The organism is Paraburkholderia sp. GAS199, assembly GCF_050436585.1.
Classification (GTDB): Bacteria; Pseudomonadota; Gammaproteobacteria; order Burkholderiales; family Burkholderiaceae; genus Paraburkholderia.
Genome location: NZ_JBNDMM010000004.1, coordinates 436,250 through 457,440, shown reverse-complemented (window position 1 = coordinate 457,440; position 21,191 = coordinate 436,250). Strand labels below are relative to the sequence as shown.

Genomic DNA, 21,191 nt, shown 5'->3' with positions numbered 1-21,191 from the left:
CCATGCGCGCGGTGGCCGCCGCTCCCGTGGAACCGCACGATCGTACTGATTGTTTTACACTCGACATGCCTGCCCCGCGCAGGACGGCGACGCCGGCCCCCTCGCGTCGGCCGCGCTTTGCCCACCATTCATGAGGAGACACGATGCGCGCGATTCGCTGTAATCAGTACGGGCCGCCCGAGAGCCTGGTCGTCGAGGAGTTGCCGGATCTCGAGGCGCCGCCGGGCCATGTCGTGATCGACGTCGAAGCCGCGGCCGTCAATTTTCCCGACGTCCTGATCATCGAAAACAAATATCAGTTCAAGCCGCCTTTGCCCTTCACGCCCGGCTCGGAAGTCGCGGGTGTCGTGCGCGCGGTCGGCGCGGATGTCACCCAGTTCAAGCCAGGCTCGCGCGTGGTCGCGTACACCGGTTCGGGCGGATTCGCCGAGCAGGCCGTCGCGCCGGCCGCGGCGTGCGTGCCGCTGACAGAAGGCGTGCCGTTCGACCTGGCCGCGGCCTTCACGCTGGCTTACGGCACGTCGCATCATGCGGTGGTCGATCGCGGGCAGTTGCAGGCGGGCGAAACCATGCTGGTGCTCGGCGCGGCGGGCGGCGTCGGACTGGCGGCGGTCGAAATCGGCAAGGCGCTCGGCGCGCGCGTCATCGCGGCGGCGTCGAGCGACGAGAAGCTTGCCGTCTGCGTGAAGCACGGCGCGGACGCCACGATCAATTACAGCAGCGAAGATTTGCGCGAACGCATCAAGGCGCTGACCGACGGCCGCGGTCCGGACGTGATTTACGATCCGGTCGGCGGCGTTTATGCGGAACCGGCGTTTCGCAGCATCGGCTGGCGTGGGCGTTATCTCGTGGTCGGATTTGCGAACGGCGAGATCCCGAAGCTGCCGCTGAATCTCACCCTGCTCAAGGGCGCGAGTCTGGTCGGCGTATTCTGGGGCGACTTTGCGAGACGCGAACCGCAACGCAATCACGCCGCGTTCGAACAGATGACGGGCTGGATCGGCGAAGGCAAGCTCAAGCCTTACGTGTCGGCGCGCTATTCGCTGGACGACACGCCACGCGCGCTGCGCGACATGGCTGAACGCCGCGTGATCGGCAAGGTCGTCATCACACCGTAACGCCGGCTGCCTGAAAAAACGGCGCGCGGTTCTGCAACCGTGCGCCGTTCTTTTTGCCCGAAGCGGATCGGGGAACTACAGCTTTTCGGTATCGCCGGTCTTGGGCTGCCACTTCATCAGCCGCCGCTCGCCGATGCCGACAATCGCATCGAGAATCAGCGCGAACGCCGTCAGCACCAGGATGCCCGCGAACACCGTGTTGATGTCGAAGGTGCCTTCGGCCTGCAGGATCAGATAGCCGACGCCGCGCGCCGAGCCGAGATATTCGCCGACCACCGAGCCGACGAAGGCCAGACCCACCGACGTATGCAGGCTCGAAAATACCCAGCTCATCGCACTCGGCAGATACACGAAACGCAGCAGTTGCTTGCGATTTGCGCCGAGCATGCGCGCGTTCGCGAGCACGACCGGACTGACTTCCTTCACGCCCTGGTAGACGTTGAAGAACACGATGAAGAACACCAGCGTGACGCCGAGCGCCACCTTCGACCAGATGCCGAGCCCGAACCACACGCCGAAGATCGGCGCGAGAATCACGCGCGGCATCGAATTGGCCGCCTTGATGTACGGATCGAACAGTGCGCTCGCGAGCGGCGACAAGGCGAGCCACAAACCGACACCCAGACCGAAGGCCGTGCCGAGCACGAACGCGAGCACCGTCTCGACCAGCGTGATCCAGAGATGCAGATAGATTTCGCCGCCGGTGAACCATTCCCAGATGCGTTGCAGCACCTTCTGCGGCTCGCCGAAGAAGAACGCCGCTTTGTTCGGATCGTCGAAATAGAACGCCGGCAGCAAGGTCGGACTCGTCAGCACGTACCAGAGCACGAAGCACAGTACGAGCAGCAGCCATTGCCAGATCACCAGATTCGCCCGGTTCGGGCGCAACGTCTTCCACATGACTCGGTTTGCCTTACTCGATTGATCGATGCACGACCCGTTGAACGCCGGCGGCGGAGATTCGCCCCGCGGGCGCGCTCACACTGCCGTGAGTTGCTGCTGATAACCCTTGAGCACTTCGTCGCGCAGCACGCTCCAGATCTGCGCATGCAATTCGACGAAACGCGGATGCGCACGAATTTCGGCGACGTCGCGCGGACGCGGCAGATCGATCGTGAATTCGCCGATCGGATGCGTGCCCGGCCCCGCCGACAACACCACCACGCGATCCGACATGGCGATCGCCTCGTCCAGATCGTGCGTGATGAAGAGCACCGCCTTGCGTTTGGCGGCCCACAGGTCGAGCAACTCGTTTTCCATCAGCTGACGCGTCTGGATATCGAGCGCGGAAAACGGCTCGTCCATGAGGATGATGTCGGGGTCGAGAATCAGCGTCTGCGCCATTGCGACGCGTTTGCGCATGCCGCCGGACAGTTGATGCGGATAACGGTCGCCGAAACCGCCGAGGCCCACGCGCTTTAACCACTCGTCGGCCTTGCTGCGCGCTTCGGCGGGCGCCACGCCGTGAAACGCCAGACCGGCCATCACGTTGTCGATGGCAGAGCGCCACGGCATCAGCGCGTCGGCCTGAAACATGTAGCCGGCGCGCCGGTTGATGCCGGCGAGCGGCTCGCCGAATACGCTGACCGTGCCCGACGACGGACCCAGCAGACCCGCGCCGACGTTCAGCAAGGTGGACTTGCCGCAGCCGGTCGGCCCGACCACCGACACGAACTCGCCCGGCGCAATGCGCAAGGTCGTGTCCTTGACGGCGGTGTAGCGCTGCGCGCGGTTGTCGCGCGCGGCAAACGTGCAGGTGATGTTCTCGAGCGCCAGAGCGGCAACGGTCATCGTTCGACTCGCTTCGAAATCGGTTTCGGTAGGTCGGTTATCGGGAAGGCGAACGCCCCGATGCTCAGGCCTTGACGGTCGTGAGCGCCTTCTTGACGAAGTCGTTGGTCCACGTCTTCGACAGATCGATCGGCTTGCCCTGCACGTTCGGGTCGAAAGCCTGCAAGGTCTTCAGCGAGGTCGCGGGACCGTCGGCCGGCATCAGGCCGTCGGGCGACATGGCTTCCTTGACGTGCTGCCACGCGTCGAGATACACCGCGCGGTCGCCGAGCAGATAGCCTTCCGGCACCGTGTTGATGAGTTCGCTGCCGGTGGCCGTCTGCAGCCATTTGAGCGCACGCACCATCGCGTTGGTCAGCGCCTGCGTGGTGGTCGGATTTTTCGTGATGAAGCTTTGCGACGCGTAGAGGCAACCGGCCGGCATATCGCCGCCGAACACGCTGCGCGTGTCGGCCAGCGTGCGCGTGTCGGACACCACGCGAATCTCGCCGGTGCGCTCGAGTTTGGTCATGACCGGATCGAGATTGGCGATCGCGTCGACCTGTCCCGACTGCAAGGCCGCGATCGCGCCCGCGCCGGCGCCCACGCCGATGAACGACACGTCTTTCGCCGTGAGCCCGGCTTTCGCCAGCACGAAGCTCGCCATGATCGAGGTGGACGAACCCGGCGCGGTGACGCCGATCTTCTTGCCCTTCAGATCGGCGATCGACTTGTAGTTCGGCATGGTTTTCTTCGACACCGCCAGCACGATCTGCGGCGCGCGGCCCTGCAACACGAACTCGCGGAACGACTGCTTCTGCGCCTGCAACAGCAAGGTGTGCTCGAACGCGCCCGAGACGACGTCCGCGCTGCCGCCGACCGCCGCCTTCAAGGCCTGCGAACCGCCCGCGAAGTCGGAGATTTCGACGTCGAGGCCTTCGTCCTTGAAGTAATTGCGACGCTCGGCGATGGTGAGCGGCAGGTAATAGAACAGATTCTTACCGCCGACGGCAATCGCGACTTTGGGGGTTTCGGGTTTGCCCTGAGCGAACGAGAGCGGCGTGGCGGCAAGTGCAGCGCCCGCGAAAGCGGCGCTGCCGGCGAGGAAGGTTCGGCGTTGCATGGTCTCGAGTCTCCAACTTTGTGGTCCGGCGTTTTCGCCGTGCTTTTATCTCTTACCGCAGTGCCGCGCTTACACGATCTGTTGCGCGTGCAACCTTGCGATGTGGTCTGCATCATAACCTAGCGATTGCAGGACTTCATCGGTATGTTCACCCAGTTCGGGACCCAGCCAGCGGGTTTCGCCGGGTGTCTGCGAGAGCTTGGGCGTGACTGCCGGCAAGGTGATTTCGTGTCCGTCCTGCCACTTGAAGCGCTGGATCATCTGACGCGCCATGAATTGCGGGTCGGTGAACATGTCCGCGACACTGAAGATGCGGCCGACCGGCACGTCGGCGGCATTGAGCACCGCCAGCGCTTCGTCGATGGTGCGCGTGGCGAGCCAGGCGGCGATCGCGCCGTCGATTTCCTGGGTGCGCGGCACGCGGCCGTCGTTATGCGCAAGCGCCGGGTCATTGGCGAGATCGTCGCGCTCGATGGCGACCATCAAACGCTTGAAAATCGGATCGCTGTTGCCGCCGATCACGATGCTGCCGTCGCGGCACGGATAGGTGTTCGATGGCACGATGCCCGGCAACGAAGCGCCGGTGCGCTCACGCACCATGCCGTACACGCCGTACTCCGGCACCACGCTCTCCATCATGTTGAACACGGCTTCGTAGAGCGCGACGTCCACGACCTGACCTTTGCCGCCGTTCACCTGCTTGTGATGCAGCGCCATCAACGCGCCGATCACGCCATGCAGCGCGGCGATGGAGTCGCCGATCGAGATGCCGATACGCGGCGGCGGCAAGTCCGGGTAGCCGGTAATGTGACGCAAGCCGCCCATGGATTCGGCGATCGCGCCGAATCCCGGCCGGTCGCGATACGGACCGGTCTGCCCATAGCCGGACAGACGCACCATGACGAGCCCCGGATTGTCCGCCGACAGCACGTCGTAACCGAGCCCGAGCTTTTCCAGCAGACCCGGCCGGAAGTTCTCCACCACGATGTCCGCTTCCTTGGCAAGACGCCGCACGATCTCCTTACCCTCTTCCGCTTTCAGATTGATCGTGACGGATTTCTTGTTGCGAGCCTGCACGGCCCACCACAGCGAGGTGCCGCCGACTTCCGGATAGAGCTTGCGCCATTTGCGCAACGGGTCGCCGCCTTTCGGATCTTCGATCTTGATGACGTCCGCGCCGAACTCGCCGAGAAAGCGCGCGGCGAACGGGCCGGCGATCAGGGTGCCGAGTTCGAGAACCTTGACGCCGGCGAGAGGGCCGGGCTGGGTCTGGCCGGGCTGTGCTTCGCTGGTTTGTGCCTCAGAAGCGGCGCGCGCGCCGGAGTCGGAATTGACGCTCATATGTCTCCTCTATGTTCTGTTCGCGACGCCGCGCGGGACGCTCGCCGGCGTTACATCGAACGCCGGTCGAGCATCGCGCGGGCGATCGTACCCGCGTCGACGTATTCGAGTTCGCCGCCCACCGGCACGCCGCGCGCGAGACGCGTGACGGCGAGCCCGCGCGCCTTGAGCGTTTGTCCGAGGTAATGCGCGGTGGCTTCGCCTTCGTTGGTGAAATTGGTCGCAAGCACGACTTCCTTGACGACACCGTCCGACGCCCGTTTGACGAGCCGGTCGAAATGGATTTCTTTAGGGCCGATGCCGTCGAGCGGACTCAGCCGCCCCATCAGCACGAAATAGAGGCCGCGATAAGTCATGGTCTGTTCGAGCATGATCTGATCGGCCGGCGTCTCGACCACGCACAGCAGCGACGGATCGCGCTCTTCGTCGAGACAGACTTCGCAGATCTGCGCCTCGGTGAAGGTGTTGCACTTCTCGCAGTGCTGCAGATGCTCGGTCGCGAACAGCAAGGAGCGGCCGAGCTTTTCGGCGCCCTCGCGGTCGTGCTGCATCAAGTGATAAGCCATGCGTTGCGCGGACTTCGGCCCGACACCGGGCAGTACGCGTAGCGCTTCGACGAGCGCCGACAAGGCGGAAGGTTGTTTCATGCGGAATCGGCGGCGTCGAAGTGGTTTGTCCGGGAATCGCCCGGCAATCCGGGAACGACGCGGTAGGTTCTGTCAGATTGACTACGAATTAACGACGACTACGACTGCAACTACAGACCGGCCGGAACGCCAGACCTGAATTTGCCGCATGGCAAATTCATTCTGGCGTTCGTTCAGCCGATGAGCCGTTAAGCCGCCGCGCTGCTCGCAAGGCGGTAGCTACTGGCGCCAACTCAAACGCGCCGCGTAGACGGCACGAACAACGCGAACAGCACAGACTGCAGACTGCGCGACGGACACGCACGGGTCACGCCGCGGCTTATTCCGTCGCGCTCGCCGTGCGCCGCCCATCGGCGGCACCGGGTTCAGAACGGCAGTTTGAAGCCCGGCGGCAGCGGCAGGCCCGAAGTCATGCCGCCCATCTTTTCCTGCGCGGTTGCTTCGGCCTTGCGCACGGCGTCGTTGAATGCAGCGGCGACGAGGTCTTCCAGCATGTCCTTGTCGTCGGCGAGCAGGCTCGGATCGATCGACACGCGGCGCACGTCGTTCTTGCAGGTCATCGTGATCTTCACGAGACCGGCGCCCGACTGCCCTTCGACTTCGATCAATGCAAGCTGCTCCTGCATCTTCTTCATGTTTTCCTGCATCTGCTGGGCTTGTTTCATCAGCCCGGCGAGTTGACCTTTCATCATGGACATGCTCCTTCTTGATAGCGTGAAATCGGGAAATCGGTGCGCCGCGAGGCGCGACGAATCAATGAGCGGACGACGCGCCGCCGGCGCTTGCGTCCTGCGTAATCGGGCGGATCGAACCCGGCACGATGCTCGCGCCGAACTCGCGAATCAGCGACTGCACGAACGGATCGGCGCCGATCTCGCGCTCCGCTTCCTGCTGACGCTGGGCGCGCTGGGCCGCGTCGAGCGCGGCCGCCGTGCGACGCGCCGCGCCGACTTCGACCAGCACCTCGACGCTGCGGCCGAGCTTGTCGGCCAGCGCGACTTTCAGTTTAGCCACCTGCGACGCTTCCGCGTACTGCGGCACCGGCACGTTCAGTTTGAGCGTGTCGCCTTCGAGCGCCATCAGCTCGCTATTGAACGCGAGCTGATACGAGATGCCCTTGAGCGGCAGATCGACGGCGAGCGCGGGCCAGTCGCCCGTGAAGCCCAACGAATCGAGCGGCACGGCGGGCGGCAGCGGCCGTTTGTCGACCACGGGCGTCGGTGCGGCGGGCGCGGCGGCGCTCACGCGAACGTCGTCCGGGCCGCTATCGAAGACCGGCACGAAGTTGTCTTCGGGCATGTCGTAATAGCCTTCGTCGGCGGGCGACAGCGGCATGTAGTCGTCGGGCGGAATGTCGTCCCACGGCGGGGTCGACGAGCCGTTCTGATCGCCGCCGTGACGCGCAGCCGATGGCGACGGCGAGCGTGCAGCCGACGCTGCGGGTGCGGCGGGTGCGGCTTCGGCCTGCTGCGCGCGGCGCGGAGCGCCGGGTGTCGGCACGGGCACCACGACGCGCGGGGCGACCGGCTTGGGCGTGACAGGCGCAGCCGGTTTCGCCGCTGCGGCAGCCGTGGCGCGGCCACGGTCGGACGACACTTTGAGGCCTGCGCTGCGCAATACGTCGAGCGCCGCGCTCGCACCGCCTGCCCGGCGCGGTGCGTCTGCGGACGGCGCGGAAGCCGGTTCCACCGACGGCGCGTCGGGCGCAGCCTCTTCGGCTCGCGCGAACGCCGCCGCGGCAGGCGCGGTGAGCGGCGACTCGGGCGCTTCATTCTGCTGCGTGACGGCGGTGGACGCTTCGCTCGCGGTCGCGCCGGCCGACGGCTCGTCCATCCAGGGTGCCAGCGGGCGGGCCGGGGCAGCTTGCGCCGACGCTTCACGCGCAGGCGTCGGATCTGAAGCGACCCCAGTTGAAATCTGCTGCGCATCGGCTGACGGCGAGTCCGGCGCCGTTTGTGCCGAAACACTTGCGGACTGTGTCGGCGTGCTTACGCGGGCCGCCGGGGTGTCCGGCTCGGACGCCACGTCGGCCTTCGGTGCCGGCGTGTTCTGAGCGGATTCGACGTTGCGCGCCGCGCTATCGGCAGCTTGTGCGCGCGGCACAGGTGCGGCTTCGTTCGTGGCGGCACTCCCAGCGCGATCCGCTGCGGCCACGGGCGCCGCGCCGCGTGCCGCTGCTTGCGTCGAACCAGGCGCCGAACCTGAAGCCGAACCTTGTGCCGCGACCGTCGGCGCGCCGGCGCGCTTCGCGCCCCCGGCTCCCGCAGACCCGGCCGGACGCGCCGGCGCCCCGCCACCGCCGCCCGTGGGCGCCGGTTCGAACGCGAGCATGCGCAGCAGCGTCATGGTGAAGCCGGCGAATTCGTCTGGCGCGAGGCCCAGTTCGCTTCGACCGATGGTCGCGATCTGATAGAACAGTTGCACCTGTTCGGCGCTGAGCGCTTCGGCGAAGCGCCGCAAATCGGCCGCCTCCGGCCACTCTTCCAGTACCGACGACGGCGCGAACTGCGCCCACGCGATCCGGTGCAGCAAGCTCGCCAGATCCTGCAAGGCGGTCGAGAACGAGAGACTGCGCAACGCCATTTCTTCCGCCACGGCGAGCACGGCTGCGCCGTCGCCGTCGGCCAACGAATCGAGCAGGCGGATCAGATAACTTTGGTCGAGCGCGCCGAGCATGCCACGCACCGCTTCCTCGTCGACCTGATTGGCCGAATAGGCGATCGCCTGATCGGTCAGAGACAACGCGTCGCGCATCGAACCGTCGGCCGCGCGCGCGAGCAGGCGCAGCGCCTGCACGTCGAACGGCACTTTTTCTTCGCCGAGAATATGTTCGAGGTGCGAGACGATATGGCCGGCCGGCATCTGCTTCAGATTGAACTGCAGACAGCGCGAGAGGACCGTGACCGGAATCTTCTGCGGATCGGTGGTGGCCAGAATGAACTTGACGTGCGACGGCGGTTCTTCCAGCGTCTTCAGCATGGCGTTGAAGGCGTGGTTGGTGAGCATGTGCACTTCGTCGATCATGTAGACCTTGAAGCGCGCATCCACCGGCGCGTACACGGCGCGCTCGAGCAGCGCGGCCATTTCGTCGACGCCGCGATTACTCGCCGCGTCCATCTCGACGTAATCGACAAACCGGCCTTCGTCGATCTCGCGACACGCGCGACACACGCCACACGGCGTGGACGTCACGCCGGTTTCGCAATTCAGCGCTTTTGCGAAGATGCGCGACAGCGTGGTCTTGCCGACCCCGCGTGTGCCGGTAAACAGATAAGCGTGGTGCAGACGGCCGCCGTCGAGCGCGTGCGTGAGCGCGCGCACCACGTGCTCCTGTCCGACGAGCGAAGCGAAATCCTTCGGCCGCCATTTGCGTGCGAGAACTTGATAGGTCATCCGGAAATTGTATCAGTAACGATGCCGCGCCAAACCGATTCGACGGCCCGCGAATGCACGCCGCCGCCCCATTGAAACTGGCTAACGAACCGATAGAAAAAAATAGCCGCTGCGCCCGGTATTTAGCAATCGAGACAGACGCTCGGCACGAGCTTGGGCCGGGCAAACGCTCAAGACAAAATCGAACGGAAAAGCCGGAGGTACAGTGAGGATGGAGATGAACCGAAGGCTGAGTCGCCCGGAGATAAAACAGAGTACAGCGGAAGAAAGAGGAAGGTGACGAGCCTGACCCTCGGCACTGGTGGAAAACGGCTGTGGCTGCTTCGTTCCCGACCTGACCAGGTTGACCATCCCTCCATGCGAGGAGGCCCGTCACAAAACATTCTATCACCGCGCGGCCGACAATGCGACTGTTAATACGAGCAAAGCGCTGCTGCGCGAGCAAACCAGCGTCGCGACGCCCGTGTCCGCACGCACTCCCCCGCTTGCCGCCGGCGACTCGCACGGCACCTCGCCGTGCGACACGCAGGCCCTTGAGTTCGTCTCGCGAGCCACCAGATAGGAGACGTAGCAACGATTGGAACGGCGCGGCACTTCATCGGCGGCCGTCGGCCCCACCGCCCCTGATGACTACTATCGCCACCGGCAACGCATAGCGAATTAAGCTAAACTGATGTACGGATGACCCGCAATCGCGCGCTTTCCGCACATGCCTGAAACAGCCGGACGGCTTTTCAGGCATGTGCCGGCGGGCCGTGATTGCGGCAAAGCGAACAGAAGTTTCCCTAGGTATTGATGTATCGTGGCGAGCAATTCAGGCGGGCCTCGATCCGATAGAGGTATTCATACAATGAGCGAATCAATCAAGCATATTAGCGACGCGTCGTTTGAACAGGACGTCGTGAAATCCGATAAACCCGTGCTGCTCGATTTCTGGGCTGAATGGTGCGGTCCGTGCAAGATGATCGCGCCGATCCTCGACGAAGTCGCGAAGGATTACGCCGATCGCCTGCAAATCGCCAAGATCAATGTCGACGAACATCAGTCGACGCCGGTCAAGTTCGGCGTGCGCGGCATCCCCACGCTGATCCTGTTCAAGAATGGCGCTGTCGCCGCGCAGAAGGTTGGCGCATTGTCGAAGTCGCAACTCACCGCGTTCCTCGACGGCAACCTGTAATAGCGTAAGCATCGGCGCGCCGCTTACGCTGGCGCGCCCGGTCCGGCGTGTTGTCAGACGACAACACGCCCAGGAATAAGATGCCATGCCGCCGCACTGACGGAAATTGGCGTGTGCTATGCTAGAATCCGCAAAACGTCGAAAAGACGTGTAAGTCCTTGAGCGGTTCCGCTCACTCTCCTCCCAGATTTCATTTCGTCGCACCTTCTCCTGCGGGTTCTCCGTATGCATTTATCCGAGCTTAAGACTCTGCACGTGTCCGAATTGATCGAGATGGCCAATGGCCTCGAGATCGAAAGTGCGAACCGCCTGCGCAAGCAGGAATTGATGTTCGCCATTCTAAAAAAACGAGCCAAAACGGGCGACACGATTTTCGGCGACGGCACGCTCGAAGTGCTGCCGGACGGCTTCGGCTTCCTGCGTTCGCCGGAAACCTCGTACCTCGCCAGCACGGACGATATCTATATCAGCCCGTCGCAAATCCGCCGCTTCAACCTGCATACGGGCGACACGATCGAAGGTGAAGTGCGTACGCCGAAAGACGGCGAGCGCTACTTCGCGCTGGTGAAGGTGGACAAGGTCAACGGCCAGCCGCCGGAAGCCTCGAAGCACAAGATCATGTTCGAAAACCTGACGCCGCTGCACCCGAACAAGGTGCTGCTGCTCGAACGTGAAATGCGCGGCGAAGAAAACGTCACGGGCCGCATCATCGACATGATCGCGCCGATCGGCAAAGGCCAGCGCGGCCTGCTGGTGGCGTCGCCGAAGTCGGGCAAGACCGTGATGCTTCAGCACATCGCACACGCGATCAAGCAGAACCATCCCGACGTCGTGCTGTTCGTGCTGCTGATCGACGAACGCCCTGAAGAAGTGACCGAAATGCAGCGTTCGGTGGCTGGCGAAGTGATCGCCTCCACCTTCGACGAACCGGCTGCGCGTCACGTGCAGGTTGCCGAAATGGTGATCGAAAAGGCCAAGCGCCTCGTCGAAATGAAGAACGACGTGGTCATTCTGCTCGACTCGATCACGCGTCTCGCGCGCGCCTACAACACCGTCGTGCCGGCCTCGGGCAAGGTGCTGACGGGCGGTGTGGATGCCAACGCGCTGCAACGTCCGAAGCGTTTCTTCGGCGCGGCCCGCAATATCGAGGAAGGCGGTTCGCTGACCATCATCGGTACGGCGCTGATCGAAACCGGCAGCCGCATGGACGACGTGATCTACGAAGAGTTCAAGGGCACCGGCAACATGGAAGTGCACCTGGAACGTCGCCTTGCTGAAAAGCGCGTCTATCCGTCGATCAACCTGAACAAGTCCGGCACGCGCCGTGAAGAACTGCTGATCAAGCCCGAAGTGCTGCAAAAGATCTGGGTGCTGCGCAAGTTCATTCACGACATGGACGAAGTCGAGTCGATGGAATTCCTGCTCGACAAGATCCGCCAGACGAAGAGCAACTCCGAATTCTTCGACATGATGCGTCGAGGCGGCGGCAGCTAAGCCACCCCACCACGTTCGCACCGAACAGAAAACCGCTCGCACCACGCGAGCGGTTTTTTTTCGTCCCTACGGCGTGTACGACACCGGCATCAAGGCAACATCAACGCGGCGTTTAGCTTCAAACCTGTACGTGAACGTACACGTTGCACTATAATTTGGACTCGCCTCCACGAATGCGTCCATTTCATGTCGAAAGACACACCCGCGCTGCTGACTGTGCGTGACGCCGCCGAACGCCTCGGCGTCACGCCGCGCACCTTGAAGTACTACGAGGAACGCGGCCTCGCCTCGCCTACTCGCAGCGAAGGCCGCTACCGGCTTTACGACGAAGAAGACCTGCAGCGATTCGGCCGCATTCTTCGGCTGCGCTCGCTCGGTTTTTCGCTGCAAGGCATCACCGAAATGCTGAAGCGTCCACTGGAACCGGTCGAAGGCGGTCACCGCTATTCCGCGGAGTCGCTGCGACAGATTCGCGACGCGATTGCGCAGCAGGTACAGGCACTCGACACGCGCATCGAATCGATGCGCCGCGAACTGAAGGAAGCGCAAAAACTGCGCGCCGAACTGAGTCCCGATCTCGACTATCTGGAGCGCCGTCTCGCGGGCGAAAACGCCGACGCGCTGCTCGAACAGCGCCGCAATGCCCGCGCTCAGGCCGTTGCCACACCACGGGCGCGACGCAAAAAGACTGCGGGCGACCTCACTCCCGATAGCTCGCCCGATCCGGATGCGTCCGCATGAATGCCGCGTCGTCCCGCGCGTCGCTGTTCAGCGTCGACAAGCTGCGCGGCGATTTCTTTCCTTGGGTGCTGGCCGTCGTCACCGGCCTCGACTATTTCGATAACGCGATCTTTTCGTTTTTCACGAGCTACATCGCGGGCGGCGTCAATGCGTCGCCGGACGAACTGGTGTGGGCGTCGAGCACGTACGCGGTCGCCGCGGTGCTGGGCATTCTTCAGCAGCAATGGTGGGTCGAGCGGGTCGGCTACCGGCGCTACGTCGCGGGCTGCATGCTGCTTTATGCCGCCGGCGCGATCGCGGCGACGCTCTGCGAGTCGTCGATCGAACTCGCCTTTGCGCGCGGCTTTCAGGGCTACTTCATCGGTCCGATGATGGGCACCTGCCGCATCCTGATCCAGATGAGTTTCACGCCGCAGCAACGCCCCGCGGCGACGCGTGCGTTCCTGCTGCTGATCGTGCTGAGCAGCGCGCTCGCGCCGTTGTTCGGCGGTCAGATGGTGGGGCATTTCGGCTGGCGCGCGCTGTTCGCCTGCACCGCGCCGCTCGGCGTGCTGTTTGCAGCGCTGGCGCTGCTGGCCTTGCCCAACTCGGGCAATCGACTGCCCGAAGAACGCGGCTCGGCGCATTTCTGGCCATATCTCATCTTTGCTTTCGCACAGGGCGCATTGCAGATCGTCATGCAACAGGTGCGCTTCCAGTTGTTCAGCGCCTCGCCAGGTCTGATGCTGCTGACGGTGGCCGGCATCGGCGCGCTCGGCTGGTTCGTCTATCACCAGTGGCATCATCCCAGCCCGCTCGTGCGCCTGCACGCGTTGCGCGAAAAAACGTTTCAGGCCGGCCTCGTGCTGTACATGTTTTACTACTACATCTCCACTGCGTTCAGCTATCTGATCTCCCGGTTTCTGGAGAGCGGCCTCGGTTATCCCGTGGAAAATACAGGCCGCCTGGTCGGCGCGACGTCGCTGATTTCCGCAAGTGCGCTTTTCGTTTATCTGCGTTACGCGAAGCTCCTGCCGCGCAAGAAGTGGATCATCGTGCCGGGCTTTGCGGTGGCCGCGTTCGCGGCGGCCTGGATGACGCAAATGTCGCCGGGCGTGGGCGAAGCGGCCTTGCTCGTGCCATTGCTGTTACGCGGCTTGCTGCTCTTGTTCATCGTGTTGCCGGTCGCCAATCTCACCTTCAGAATCTTCGCTATCGAGGAATTCACGCACGGCTACCGGTTAAAAAACATCGTGCGGCAACTCACCATTTCGTTTGCAACGGCGTCGGTGATTATCGTCGAGCAGCATCGTCAGGCGCTGCATCAAACTCGCCTCGCCGAGTTCGTGAATCCGTACAATCCTGTGTTCCAGAACGCGCTCGCCACGTTGACTAGCGGCTTCACCGGCGCCGGGCGGCCGCCGTCCGAGGCGCACGCGCTGGCGATCGTCGAAATGAGCCGTACAGTGACGCAGCAGGCGAGCTTTCTGACCTCGCTCGACGGATTCTATTTTCTGATCGGCATTGCAATTTGCGGCGGCGTGTTCGCCGCCTGGCAAAAACAGATCGACTAAGGGTGTGATCCCGCCATGCTTTCGAAACTCACTCAATGGCTCGGCACGCGTCGCCGCGAACGCGCGCTGCGCGAGTACGCCATCGACGATGCACTCTGGCAGACCACGCTAACGGGCCTGCCGTTTCTCGCGCACCTGGATTCCGCGGATCTCGAACGGCTACGCGAACTGAGCAGCCTTTTCATCGCGCAGAAGGAGTTCTCCACCGCGCACGAACTCGAACTGACCGACGCGATGACCGTGGCGATCGCCGCGCAAGCCTGTTTGCCCGTGCTGAACCTCAGCCTCGACCTGTATCGCGGCTGGGTCGGCGTGATCGTGTATCCCGGCGAGTTCGTGATTCGCAAGACGGTGGAGGATGAAGACGGCGTCGTGCACGAAGTCGAACACGACGCGAGCGGCGAGGCATGGGAAGGCGGTCCGGTGGTGTTGTCGTGGGAAGACGCGCAGATGACCGACGGCAGCGACGCCTACAACGTGGTGATCCACGAATTCGCGCACAAGATCGACATGCTCAACGGCGACGCGGACGGCCATCCGCCGCTGATGCGCCGCTGGCATGCACCGCTCGACTCGCAAGCCTGGGCCGACGTGTTCGACCATGCCTACGACCATTTCTGCGCGAAAGTCGATGCCGTGCCGGAGCGGCGCTGGGCGCGGTTCGAGCGCGATTCGCTGATCGATCCGTATGCCGCCGACCATCCCTCGGAATTTTTTGCCGTTTGCAGCGAAGCGCTGTTCGTCAAGCCGCAGGCTTTCGAGGCCGAATATCCCGAGTTGTACCGGTTGCTCGCCCGTTTTTACCGTCAGGACCCGGCGCGCGCCGGATTGAGCTTCGCGCCCGCCTGAGGCCCGCCGCCATTGGCGTGCGGGCCCGCCGGCCCGACGCGGCGAACGCATAAAAAGGTGCCGGAAAGATCGCCAACCGACTGATTTTCTGGCATAATCGCCGTTTTTCGACCATAGGCAAGTGGCTCGCGCCTAGATGCGGTTCACATCAACGTGACTGCACGCGGGTTGGCTACCGCCAGATTAAAGGAAAGACCATGAAAGAAGGCATTCACCCGGATTACCGCGAAGTCCTGTTCGTCGACATGTCGATCGACTTCAAGTTTGTCACGCGCTCGACCATCCTGACGCGTGAAACCGCCGAATTCAACGGCAAGACCTACCCGCTCGCCAAGATCGAAGTGTCGTCGGAATCGCATCCGTTCTACACCGGCCAACAAAAGATCATGGACACGGCTGGCCGCGTCGAGAAGTTCAACAAGAAGTTCGGTTCGCGCGCTACCGGCAAGGCAGCAGCGAAGTAATACGCGCCTCGTTGCGGGTTTCGACCGGCAACGAAGCAGCAACAAAAAAGGGCAGCGCGAGCTGCCCTTTTTTGTCGCCTGTCGAAGGACACGGTTGCTGTCGACGTGACGCGTTTGCGCCGCCAGACGCCCCGCGCGCGCACGCTGCCTCACCCACGTCCGGGGCGGTGTTTCTGACGTGTCAACCTCGTTGCGCGCCGTTACCGGCCGTGACGCGCATCGCACGGCACGACTACAATGCCGGATGCTCAGAATTGGCCATTCCAGCCGGACATTCCGTCCGGTCCCGGCTGCATTGCTTATCCAAGATCAACATACCGCATGAGACCTGCCGTTCGCCTCACTGCCTCTGCGACCAGTGCCTTGCCGCGCTGGCTGCTGCTGACCATCTGTATCGTCTACGCCTTTTTCGGCCTGTTCGGCCGCGATCCGTGGAAGAACGAGGACGCAGCCGGCTTCGGCGTCATGTGGACCATGGCCAACGGCAGCGCCCACGACTGGCTGCTGCCGAACCTGGTCGGCAAATACATGACGGAAGACGGCCCGCTCGGCTACTGGCTCGGCGCCAGCGCCATTCGCGCACTCGCGCCGTGGGTCGACGCCAGCAACGCCTCGCGCGTCTTCACCGGCATCCTGTTCTGCGCGGCCTGCGCGTTCGTCTGGTACGCCGCTTACCTGCTCGGCCGGCGCGCCGAAATCCAGCCCTTCAAATATGCATTCGGCGGCGAGCCCGAGCCGCGCGACTACGGCCGCACCCTCGCCGACGGCGCCCTTCTGATCCTGCTCGCCTGCTTCGGTCTCGCCGAGCGCGGTCACGAAACCACGCCGCAGCTGGCGCAGTTCGTCGGCATTGCGATGCTCGTGTACGGGCTCGTGCGGATGATCGACAAGCCCATCCAGGGCGCGCTGATCTGGGGTCTCGCACTCGGACTCGTCACGCTGGCAAGCAGTCCCGTGCTGGTCGGCGCACTGCTGCTCGGCACGCTGGCCATGACGCTGATCGTGCGCGAAACCCGCTCGCGCTGGCTGCTGCTGGCCGGCTTGCCGGTGGCGCTGGTGCTGTCGGTCGCGTGGCCGATCGCCGCGCTTGCCGCGTTTCCCGACGACGCCGTCTGGTATCTGAACCAGTGGGTGCACGTGAGCGTGATGTCGTTCGCGGGGCCGCCCGGATCCGTGGCGGCGTATGCGCTGAAAAACCTGCCGCTGTTCACGTGGCCGGCGTGGCCGCTCGCCATCTGGGCCTGGTTCAGCTGGGCCGGCCTGCGGCGCGCGCCGCACGTCGCGATTCCGCTTTCGGTGGTCGGTCCGCTGCTGGCGCTGGTGGTGTTGCAAAGCCATCAGTCGAACCGGCTCTACATGCTCTTGCTGCCGCCGCTCGCGGTGCTGGCAGCGTTCGCGCTGCCTACGCTCAAGCGCGGCGCGATCAACGCGATCGACTGGTTCGCGCTGATGAGCTTCACCGTGCTGGGCAGCTTCGTGTGGCTGGTGTACATCGCGGGACTGACCGGCTTCCCGCATCCGATCGCGCGCAACCTCGCGCGTCTCGCGCCGGGATTTGCGCCGCAGTTCAAGATCCTGTCGTTCGTCTGCGCCGTTGCCGTGACGATCTGCTGGTTCGTGCTGGTGCAATGGCGCCTCGCGCGTCACCCGAAGGTTCTGTGGCGCAGCGTGGTGCTCTCGAGCGCCGGCACGACGCTGATGTGGGTGCTGCTGATGACCTTGTGGCTGCCGGTCGTCAACTATAGCCGCACCTATAAGGACGTCGCGGAACAGATCGCCAGCCATCTGCCCGAAGACTACACCTGCATCTCGCCGGTGCGTCTGGGTAACGCGCAGATCGCGACCTTCGCTTATTTCGGCGACATGCACTTCTCGTTCAATCAGGATTGCGACGTGATTCTGCGTCAGGACACGCAGGATTTCGGCGACCCGAGCGCGATGTCGGACTTCATCTGGAAGCTGGTGTGGGAAGGCCGCCGCGTGGCCGACCGCGACGAACGCTTCCGCCTGTACGTGCGCATCGATCGCCCGAAGCCGCCCGTGCCGGTCAAACGGCGCAACTGGCACAAGAAGCCCGACTGACCATGTTCTCCGACGTCCGGAAAATCGCCGCGCTGGCCTGGCCCGTGCTGATCGGCCAACTGGCGATCATCGCGTTCGGCGTGATCGACACGGCGATGGTCGGCCGCTATTCGGCCGTCGATCTCGCTGCGCTCGGCCTCGGCTCGTCGATCTACATTTCCGTCTATATCGGGCTGACCGGCATCCTGACCGCGTTGCAGCCGATTACCGCGCAACTCTACGGCGCGCGGCGCTACACCGAGATCGGCGAGGAAGTGCGCCAGGCACTCTGGCTCGCGCTCGCATTGACGGTGCTCGGCTTTCTGATCCTGTATTTTCCCGGACCGGCATTGCGTCTTGCACGCGTGTCCGAGGCGCTGCACGAGCGCACGGTCGCCTATCTGCGCATTCTCTCGTTCGGTCTGCCGGCGAGCCTCGCCTTCCGTGTCTACAGTTCGCTCACGAACGCCGTGGGCAAACCACGGCTCGTCATGATCCTGCAGATCGGCGCCTTGCTGCTCAAGATTCCGCTCAACACGTGGTTCATCTTCGGCGGACTCGGCGTGCCGGCGCTCGGCGGTCCGGGCTGCGCGCTCGCCAGCATCATCATCAACTGGGCGCTCGCGGCGCTCGGCATGCTGCTGTTGACGCGTGTCGAGGTGTTCACGCCGTTCGCGATCTTTTCGCGATTCTGCTGGCCGGTCTGGCGCCGTCAGGCGGCGCAGTTGCGGCTTGGCATTCCGATGGGACTGTCCTATCTGATCGAAGTCACGTCGTACACGTTCATGGCGCTGTTCATCGCGCGCTTCGGCACGACCACGCTCGCGGGACACCAGATCGCCGGCAACATCGGCGCGGTGTTGTACATGACGCCGCTGTCGATCGGCATTGCGTCGTCGACACTCGTCGCCCAGGCGCTCGGCGCGCATCGCGACGAAGCCGCGCGCACGCTGTCGCGGCACGGCATCGTCATGGCGGTCTCGATCGCCTGCTGTTATGCGGCGATCCTGCTGTTGCTGCGGCCGTACGTCATCCATGGCTACACGCCCGATGCGCAGGTCGCGGCGGCTGCGATGCCGCTCGTGCTGATCGTCGCGTGTTACCACCTGTTCGACTCGCTGCAGATCACCACGGCCTTCGTGCTGCGCGCCTACAAGGTGGCTGTCGTGCCGACCGTGATCTATGCCGTGGCGTTGTGGGGCGTCGGGCTGGGCGGCGGCTATCTGCTCGGCTTCGACGTCGGCGGCGTCGTGCCGGAATGGCTGACGGGCGCGCGCGGGTTCTGGGTCGCGAATACGGCGAGCCTGGCGATCGCCGGGATCGGCCTACTGTTGTACTGGCGCACCGTGAGCAAGCGATATCTGACGGCGCAAGCGCCGTTGGCGGATTCGAGCGTCTGATCGAGAGCGCCGACGCGTTGCGTTGGCGGGAGACGGCACGAGTTTGGGCCGCTCGCGGCGAGTGGCGGTGCATGGCAGGATGAAAGCACGACGGCATAAGGGCGAGACAGCCTGACGCCAACACCCCCGCTTCCTGCAAAACCGCAGTAACACCCACTGACGCAGCAACATCAACCGCAAGCGCCGGCAAACCTCCACTCACAGTCGCCTAGTCAACCCGACCGTTAGTTGCGTATTAAGCGTTCAGAAAAAGCGGCTGTAACCCGTCAGCCGCCCTCCCCGATCTCACGCCGCCTGCACCTCATCTGCCATCCGATCGTGCCGCTCGAAAATCTCGCGCGCTGCGAACAGCGCATTCAGCGCCGCCGGAAATCCCGCGTAGAGCGCCATCTGCATGAACACCTCGACGATCTCCTCCCGCGTGCATCCGACGTTCAAGGCGGCCTCGATGTGCACCTTCAGTTGCGGCTGCGCGCAACCGAGCGTCGCGAGCGATGCAATCGTCGCAATTTCCCGCGCGCGCAGATCGAGTTGCGGACGGCTGTAAATGTCCCCGAAACCGAATTCGATCAGCAGACGGCCGAAGTCAGGGGCGATCGGAGCGAGCGCGGCGATCACCTGCTCGCCGGTCGAGCCGTCGATTTCCTTCAGCTTGTCCCAGCCTCGGGCGTAGCGTTCGTTGTGTGCGTATTCCATGGCGATTCCCTGTCCTGTTCCGTAGGCGATTGATTGTCGTCGATGTGTCCTGTCGAATCGCGATCGGCGGCCCGCTCGATGGCCTCGTAGTACGCGATCTTGTCGACGATCGCGCCCAGGTTGCTCTGCAACCCGGCGATCCGCGCCAAAACCGCGTCGCGATGCGCCACCAACATTTGGCGACGCTCGCTCACCGTAGGCTCACCGTTAGCCCGCAACGCCGCGAAAGCCTGCATTCCGGCGATCGGCATGCCGGTCGCTTTCAGACGCATCACGAATTGCAGCCAGTCGAGGTCGGCGGGCGAGTACAGGCGGTGACCTGCCTGCGTGCGCCCGACCGCCCGGATCAGACCCGCCTGCTCGTAATAACGCAGTGTGTGAGTGGAGACGCCGATGGTCTCGGCGACCTGACCGATGGTGAGTGCTTTCGACATGACGGAACTCAGGTTAGGGCTTCGAGTGCACTCTAAGTCAAGCGCACACCGTTGTCATTTTTTCGAAATGCGCGCGCATTCATCGCGCACGTATAAACACTTATCGCTTCCGGGCAAAAGGTTAAATATTGTCCACGCTGATTTACTTGTCATGAATCGGCCGGTATAAATCGTCGGCGATTGCAATTAAGGGCGCGCAATTTATCCTATGCTTAAGCGCAGCGCCCCTGACAAACTAATTCGTCTGTTTTGTTGCGTGTTTTTCTGTTCGCTTTTTCTTTGCTTGTTGTCTTTTTGCGGCTAACTTTTTTGCCCTCAATGGAGTACTTGCCATGCTGAAGAAGCTTTTAATGCTTTGCGTCGCTTTGGCTTTGTCGCTGTCGGCTGGATTCGCGGCCGCAGTCGAAGTGAATTCCGCCGACCAGGCCGCGCTCGAATCGGTGAAAGGTATCGGGCCCGTCCATGCGAAGGCGATCATCGACGAACGCACCAAGAACGGACCGTTCAAGGACGCCGACGACCTCGCTGCGCGCGTCAAGGGCATCGGCACGAAATCCGTGACCAATCTCGAGGCCGCCGGCCTGACGATCAACGGCTCGTCCGCGCCGCCGGCCGGCGTCAAGCCGGCTGCAAAATCGGCCACGGCAAGCACCAAGGCCGCGCCGGCCGCGGCCCCTGCCGCCACCGCGCCCGCCACCACTGCCACGACTGCCGCTCCCGCTGAAGCTTCGGGCACCAAAGCATCGAAGTCGAAGAAGAAGAGCAAGGCCGCGTCCGATGCAGCCGCAACGGCGCCGGCCACGGCCGCGCCGACCGCAGCCGCAAGCGCGCCGGCCGACGCCTCGGGCACCAAGGCTTCGAAGAAAAAGGCCAAGAAGAGCAAGGCCGCATCGGCCGCGGCGGCCTCGGGCGCCTGAAACGGGTCGGCGC

19 protein-coding genes and 1 other RNA gene are annotated in these 21,191 nt (G+C 63.7%); 10 read left to right on the top strand and 10 right to left on the bottom strand.

The features are described 5' to 3' along the window. The first annotated feature begins 143 nt into the window (after positions 1-143). Positions 144-1,118 (top strand): NADPH:quinone oxidoreductase family protein, encoded by a 975-nt coding sequence (locus tag P3T18_RS18980; RefSeq protein WP_429301486.1) that lies wholly within the window; start codon positions 144-146, stop codon positions 1,116-1,118. A gap of 75 nt (positions 1,119-1,193) precedes the next feature. On the opposite strand, the gene P3T18_RS18975 is transcribed toward P3T18_RS18980, so the two are convergent. The 8 genes from P3T18_RS18975 to ffs form a co-directional block, all read right to left on the bottom strand. Then, positions 1,194-2,018: an ABC transporter permease gene (locus P3T18_RS18975; protein ID WP_429301485.1), complete on the bottom strand. Its 825-nt coding sequence runs from the start codon at positions 2,016-2,018 to the stop codon at positions 1,194-1,196. Between the two features lie 78 nt (positions 2,019-2,096). Further along, a complete protein-coding gene (locus tag P3T18_RS18970) occupies positions 2,097-2,909 on the bottom strand; it encodes an ABC transporter ATP-binding protein (protein WP_429301484.1) in 813 nt (270 codons plus the stop codon). Positions 2,910-2,973: 64 nt separating this feature from the next. Then, on the bottom strand, positions 2,974-4,011 hold the full coding sequence (locus P3T18_RS18965) for an ABC transporter substrate-binding protein (protein WP_429301483.1): 1,038 nt from the start codon (positions 4,009-4,011) through the stop codon (positions 2,974-2,976). A gap of 69 nt (positions 4,012-4,080) precedes the next feature. Next, positions 4,081-5,352, bottom strand: coding sequence for a CaiB/BaiF CoA transferase family protein (locus tag P3T18_RS18960; RefSeq protein WP_429301482.1), 1,272 nt, complete (start codon positions 5,350-5,352; stop codon positions 4,081-4,083). 50 nt (positions 5,353-5,402) lie between these two features. Further along, positions 5,403-5,999 (bottom strand): recombination mediator RecR, encoded by a 597-nt coding sequence (recR, locus tag P3T18_RS18955; RefSeq protein ID WP_429301481.1) that lies wholly within the window; start codon positions 5,997-5,999, stop codon positions 5,403-5,405. Between the two features lie 365 nt (positions 6,000-6,364). Beyond that, the gene (locus tag P3T18_RS18950) at positions 6,365-6,691 is read right to left on the bottom strand and encodes a YbaB/EbfC family nucleoid-associated protein (RefSeq protein ID WP_429301480.1); all 327 of its coding nucleotides are present in this window, start codon (positions 6,689-6,691) and stop codon (positions 6,365-6,367) included. Positions 6,692-6,752: 61 nt separating this feature from the next. Further along, positions 6,753-9,392: a DNA polymerase III subunit gamma/tau gene (locus tag P3T18_RS18945; protein WP_429301479.1), complete on the bottom strand. Its 2,640-nt coding sequence runs from the start codon at positions 9,390-9,392 to the stop codon at positions 6,753-6,755. 275 nt (positions 9,393-9,667) lie between these two features. Continuing rightward, positions 9,668-9,766, bottom strand: an RNA gene (gene ffs / locus P3T18_RS18940) — signal recognition particle sRNA small type. 476 nt (positions 9,767-10,242) lie between these two features. On the opposite strand from ffs, the gene trxA reads away from it, so the two are divergent. The 8 genes from trxA (at position 10,243) to P3T18_RS18900 (ending at position 19,131) form a co-directional block, all read left to right on the top strand. After that, a complete protein-coding gene (trxA, locus tag P3T18_RS18935) occupies positions 10,243-10,569 on the top strand; it encodes a thioredoxin TrxA (RefSeq protein ID WP_054039468.1) in 327 nt (108 codons plus the stop codon). 225 nt (positions 10,570-10,794) lie between these two features. Next, complete coding sequence (rho, locus tag P3T18_RS18930; protein ID WP_006048863.1) at positions 10,795-12,063, top strand: transcription termination factor Rho; 1,269 nt, start codon at positions 10,795-10,797, stop codon at positions 12,061-12,063. Positions 12,064-12,249: 186 nt separating this feature from the next. Continuing rightward, entirely contained in the window at positions 12,250-12,804 is a 555-nt protein-coding gene (locus tag P3T18_RS18925) for a MerR family transcriptional regulator (protein WP_429301478.1), read from the top strand. Beyond that, complete coding sequence (locus P3T18_RS18920; protein ID WP_429301477.1) at positions 12,801-14,357, top strand: MFS transporter; 1,557 nt, start codon at positions 12,801-12,803, stop codon at positions 14,355-14,357. The genes P3T18_RS18925 and P3T18_RS18920 overlap by 4 nt, the downstream gene beginning before the upstream one ends. 15 nt (positions 14,358-14,372) lie before the next feature. Further along, on the top strand, positions 14,373-15,206 hold the full coding sequence (locus tag P3T18_RS18915) for a zinc-dependent peptidase (protein WP_429301476.1): 834 nt from the start codon (positions 14,373-14,375) through the stop codon (positions 15,204-15,206). Positions 15,207-15,403: 197 nt separating this feature from the next. Next, positions 15,404-15,670, top strand: coding sequence for a type B 50S ribosomal protein L31 (locus P3T18_RS18910; protein ID WP_074763880.1), 267 nt, complete (start codon positions 15,404-15,406; stop codon positions 15,668-15,670). A 321-nt stretch (positions 15,671-15,991) separates the two neighbouring features. Continuing rightward, positions 15,992-17,752 carry an ArnT family glycosyltransferase gene (locus P3T18_RS18905; RefSeq protein ID WP_429301475.1) on the top strand — a complete coding sequence of 587 codons (1,761 nt, stop codon included), beginning with the start codon at positions 15,992-15,994 and terminating at the stop codon, positions 17,750-17,752. Positions 17,753-17,754: 2 nt separating this feature from the next. Then, on the top strand, positions 17,755-19,131 hold the full coding sequence (locus P3T18_RS18900; protein ID WP_429301474.1) for an MATE family efflux transporter: 1,377 nt from the start codon (positions 17,755-17,757) through the stop codon (positions 19,129-19,131). 285 nt (positions 19,132-19,416) lie between these two features. On the opposite strand, the gene P3T18_RS18895 is transcribed toward P3T18_RS18900, so the two are convergent. Both P3T18_RS18895 and P3T18_RS18890 read right to left on the bottom strand, forming a co-directional pair. Next, complete coding sequence (locus P3T18_RS18895) at positions 19,417-19,827, bottom strand: carboxymuconolactone decarboxylase family protein (protein ID WP_429301473.1); 411 nt, start codon at positions 19,825-19,827, stop codon at positions 19,417-19,419. Then, complete coding sequence (locus P3T18_RS18890; RefSeq protein WP_429301472.1) at positions 19,779-20,261, bottom strand: MerR family transcriptional regulator; 483 nt, start codon at positions 20,259-20,261, stop codon at positions 19,779-19,781. Before P3T18_RS18890 ends, P3T18_RS18895 begins: the two co-directional genes overlap by 49 nt. A 332-nt stretch (positions 20,262-20,593) precedes the next feature. Between P3T18_RS18890 and P3T18_RS18885 the strand changes: the two genes are divergently transcribed. After that, positions 20,594-21,178, top strand: a complete 585-nt coding sequence (locus P3T18_RS18885; RefSeq protein WP_429301471.1) for a ComEA family DNA-binding protein — start codon at positions 20,594-20,596, stop codon at positions 21,176-21,178. The last annotated feature ends 13 nt before the right edge of the window (positions 21,179-21,191 follow it).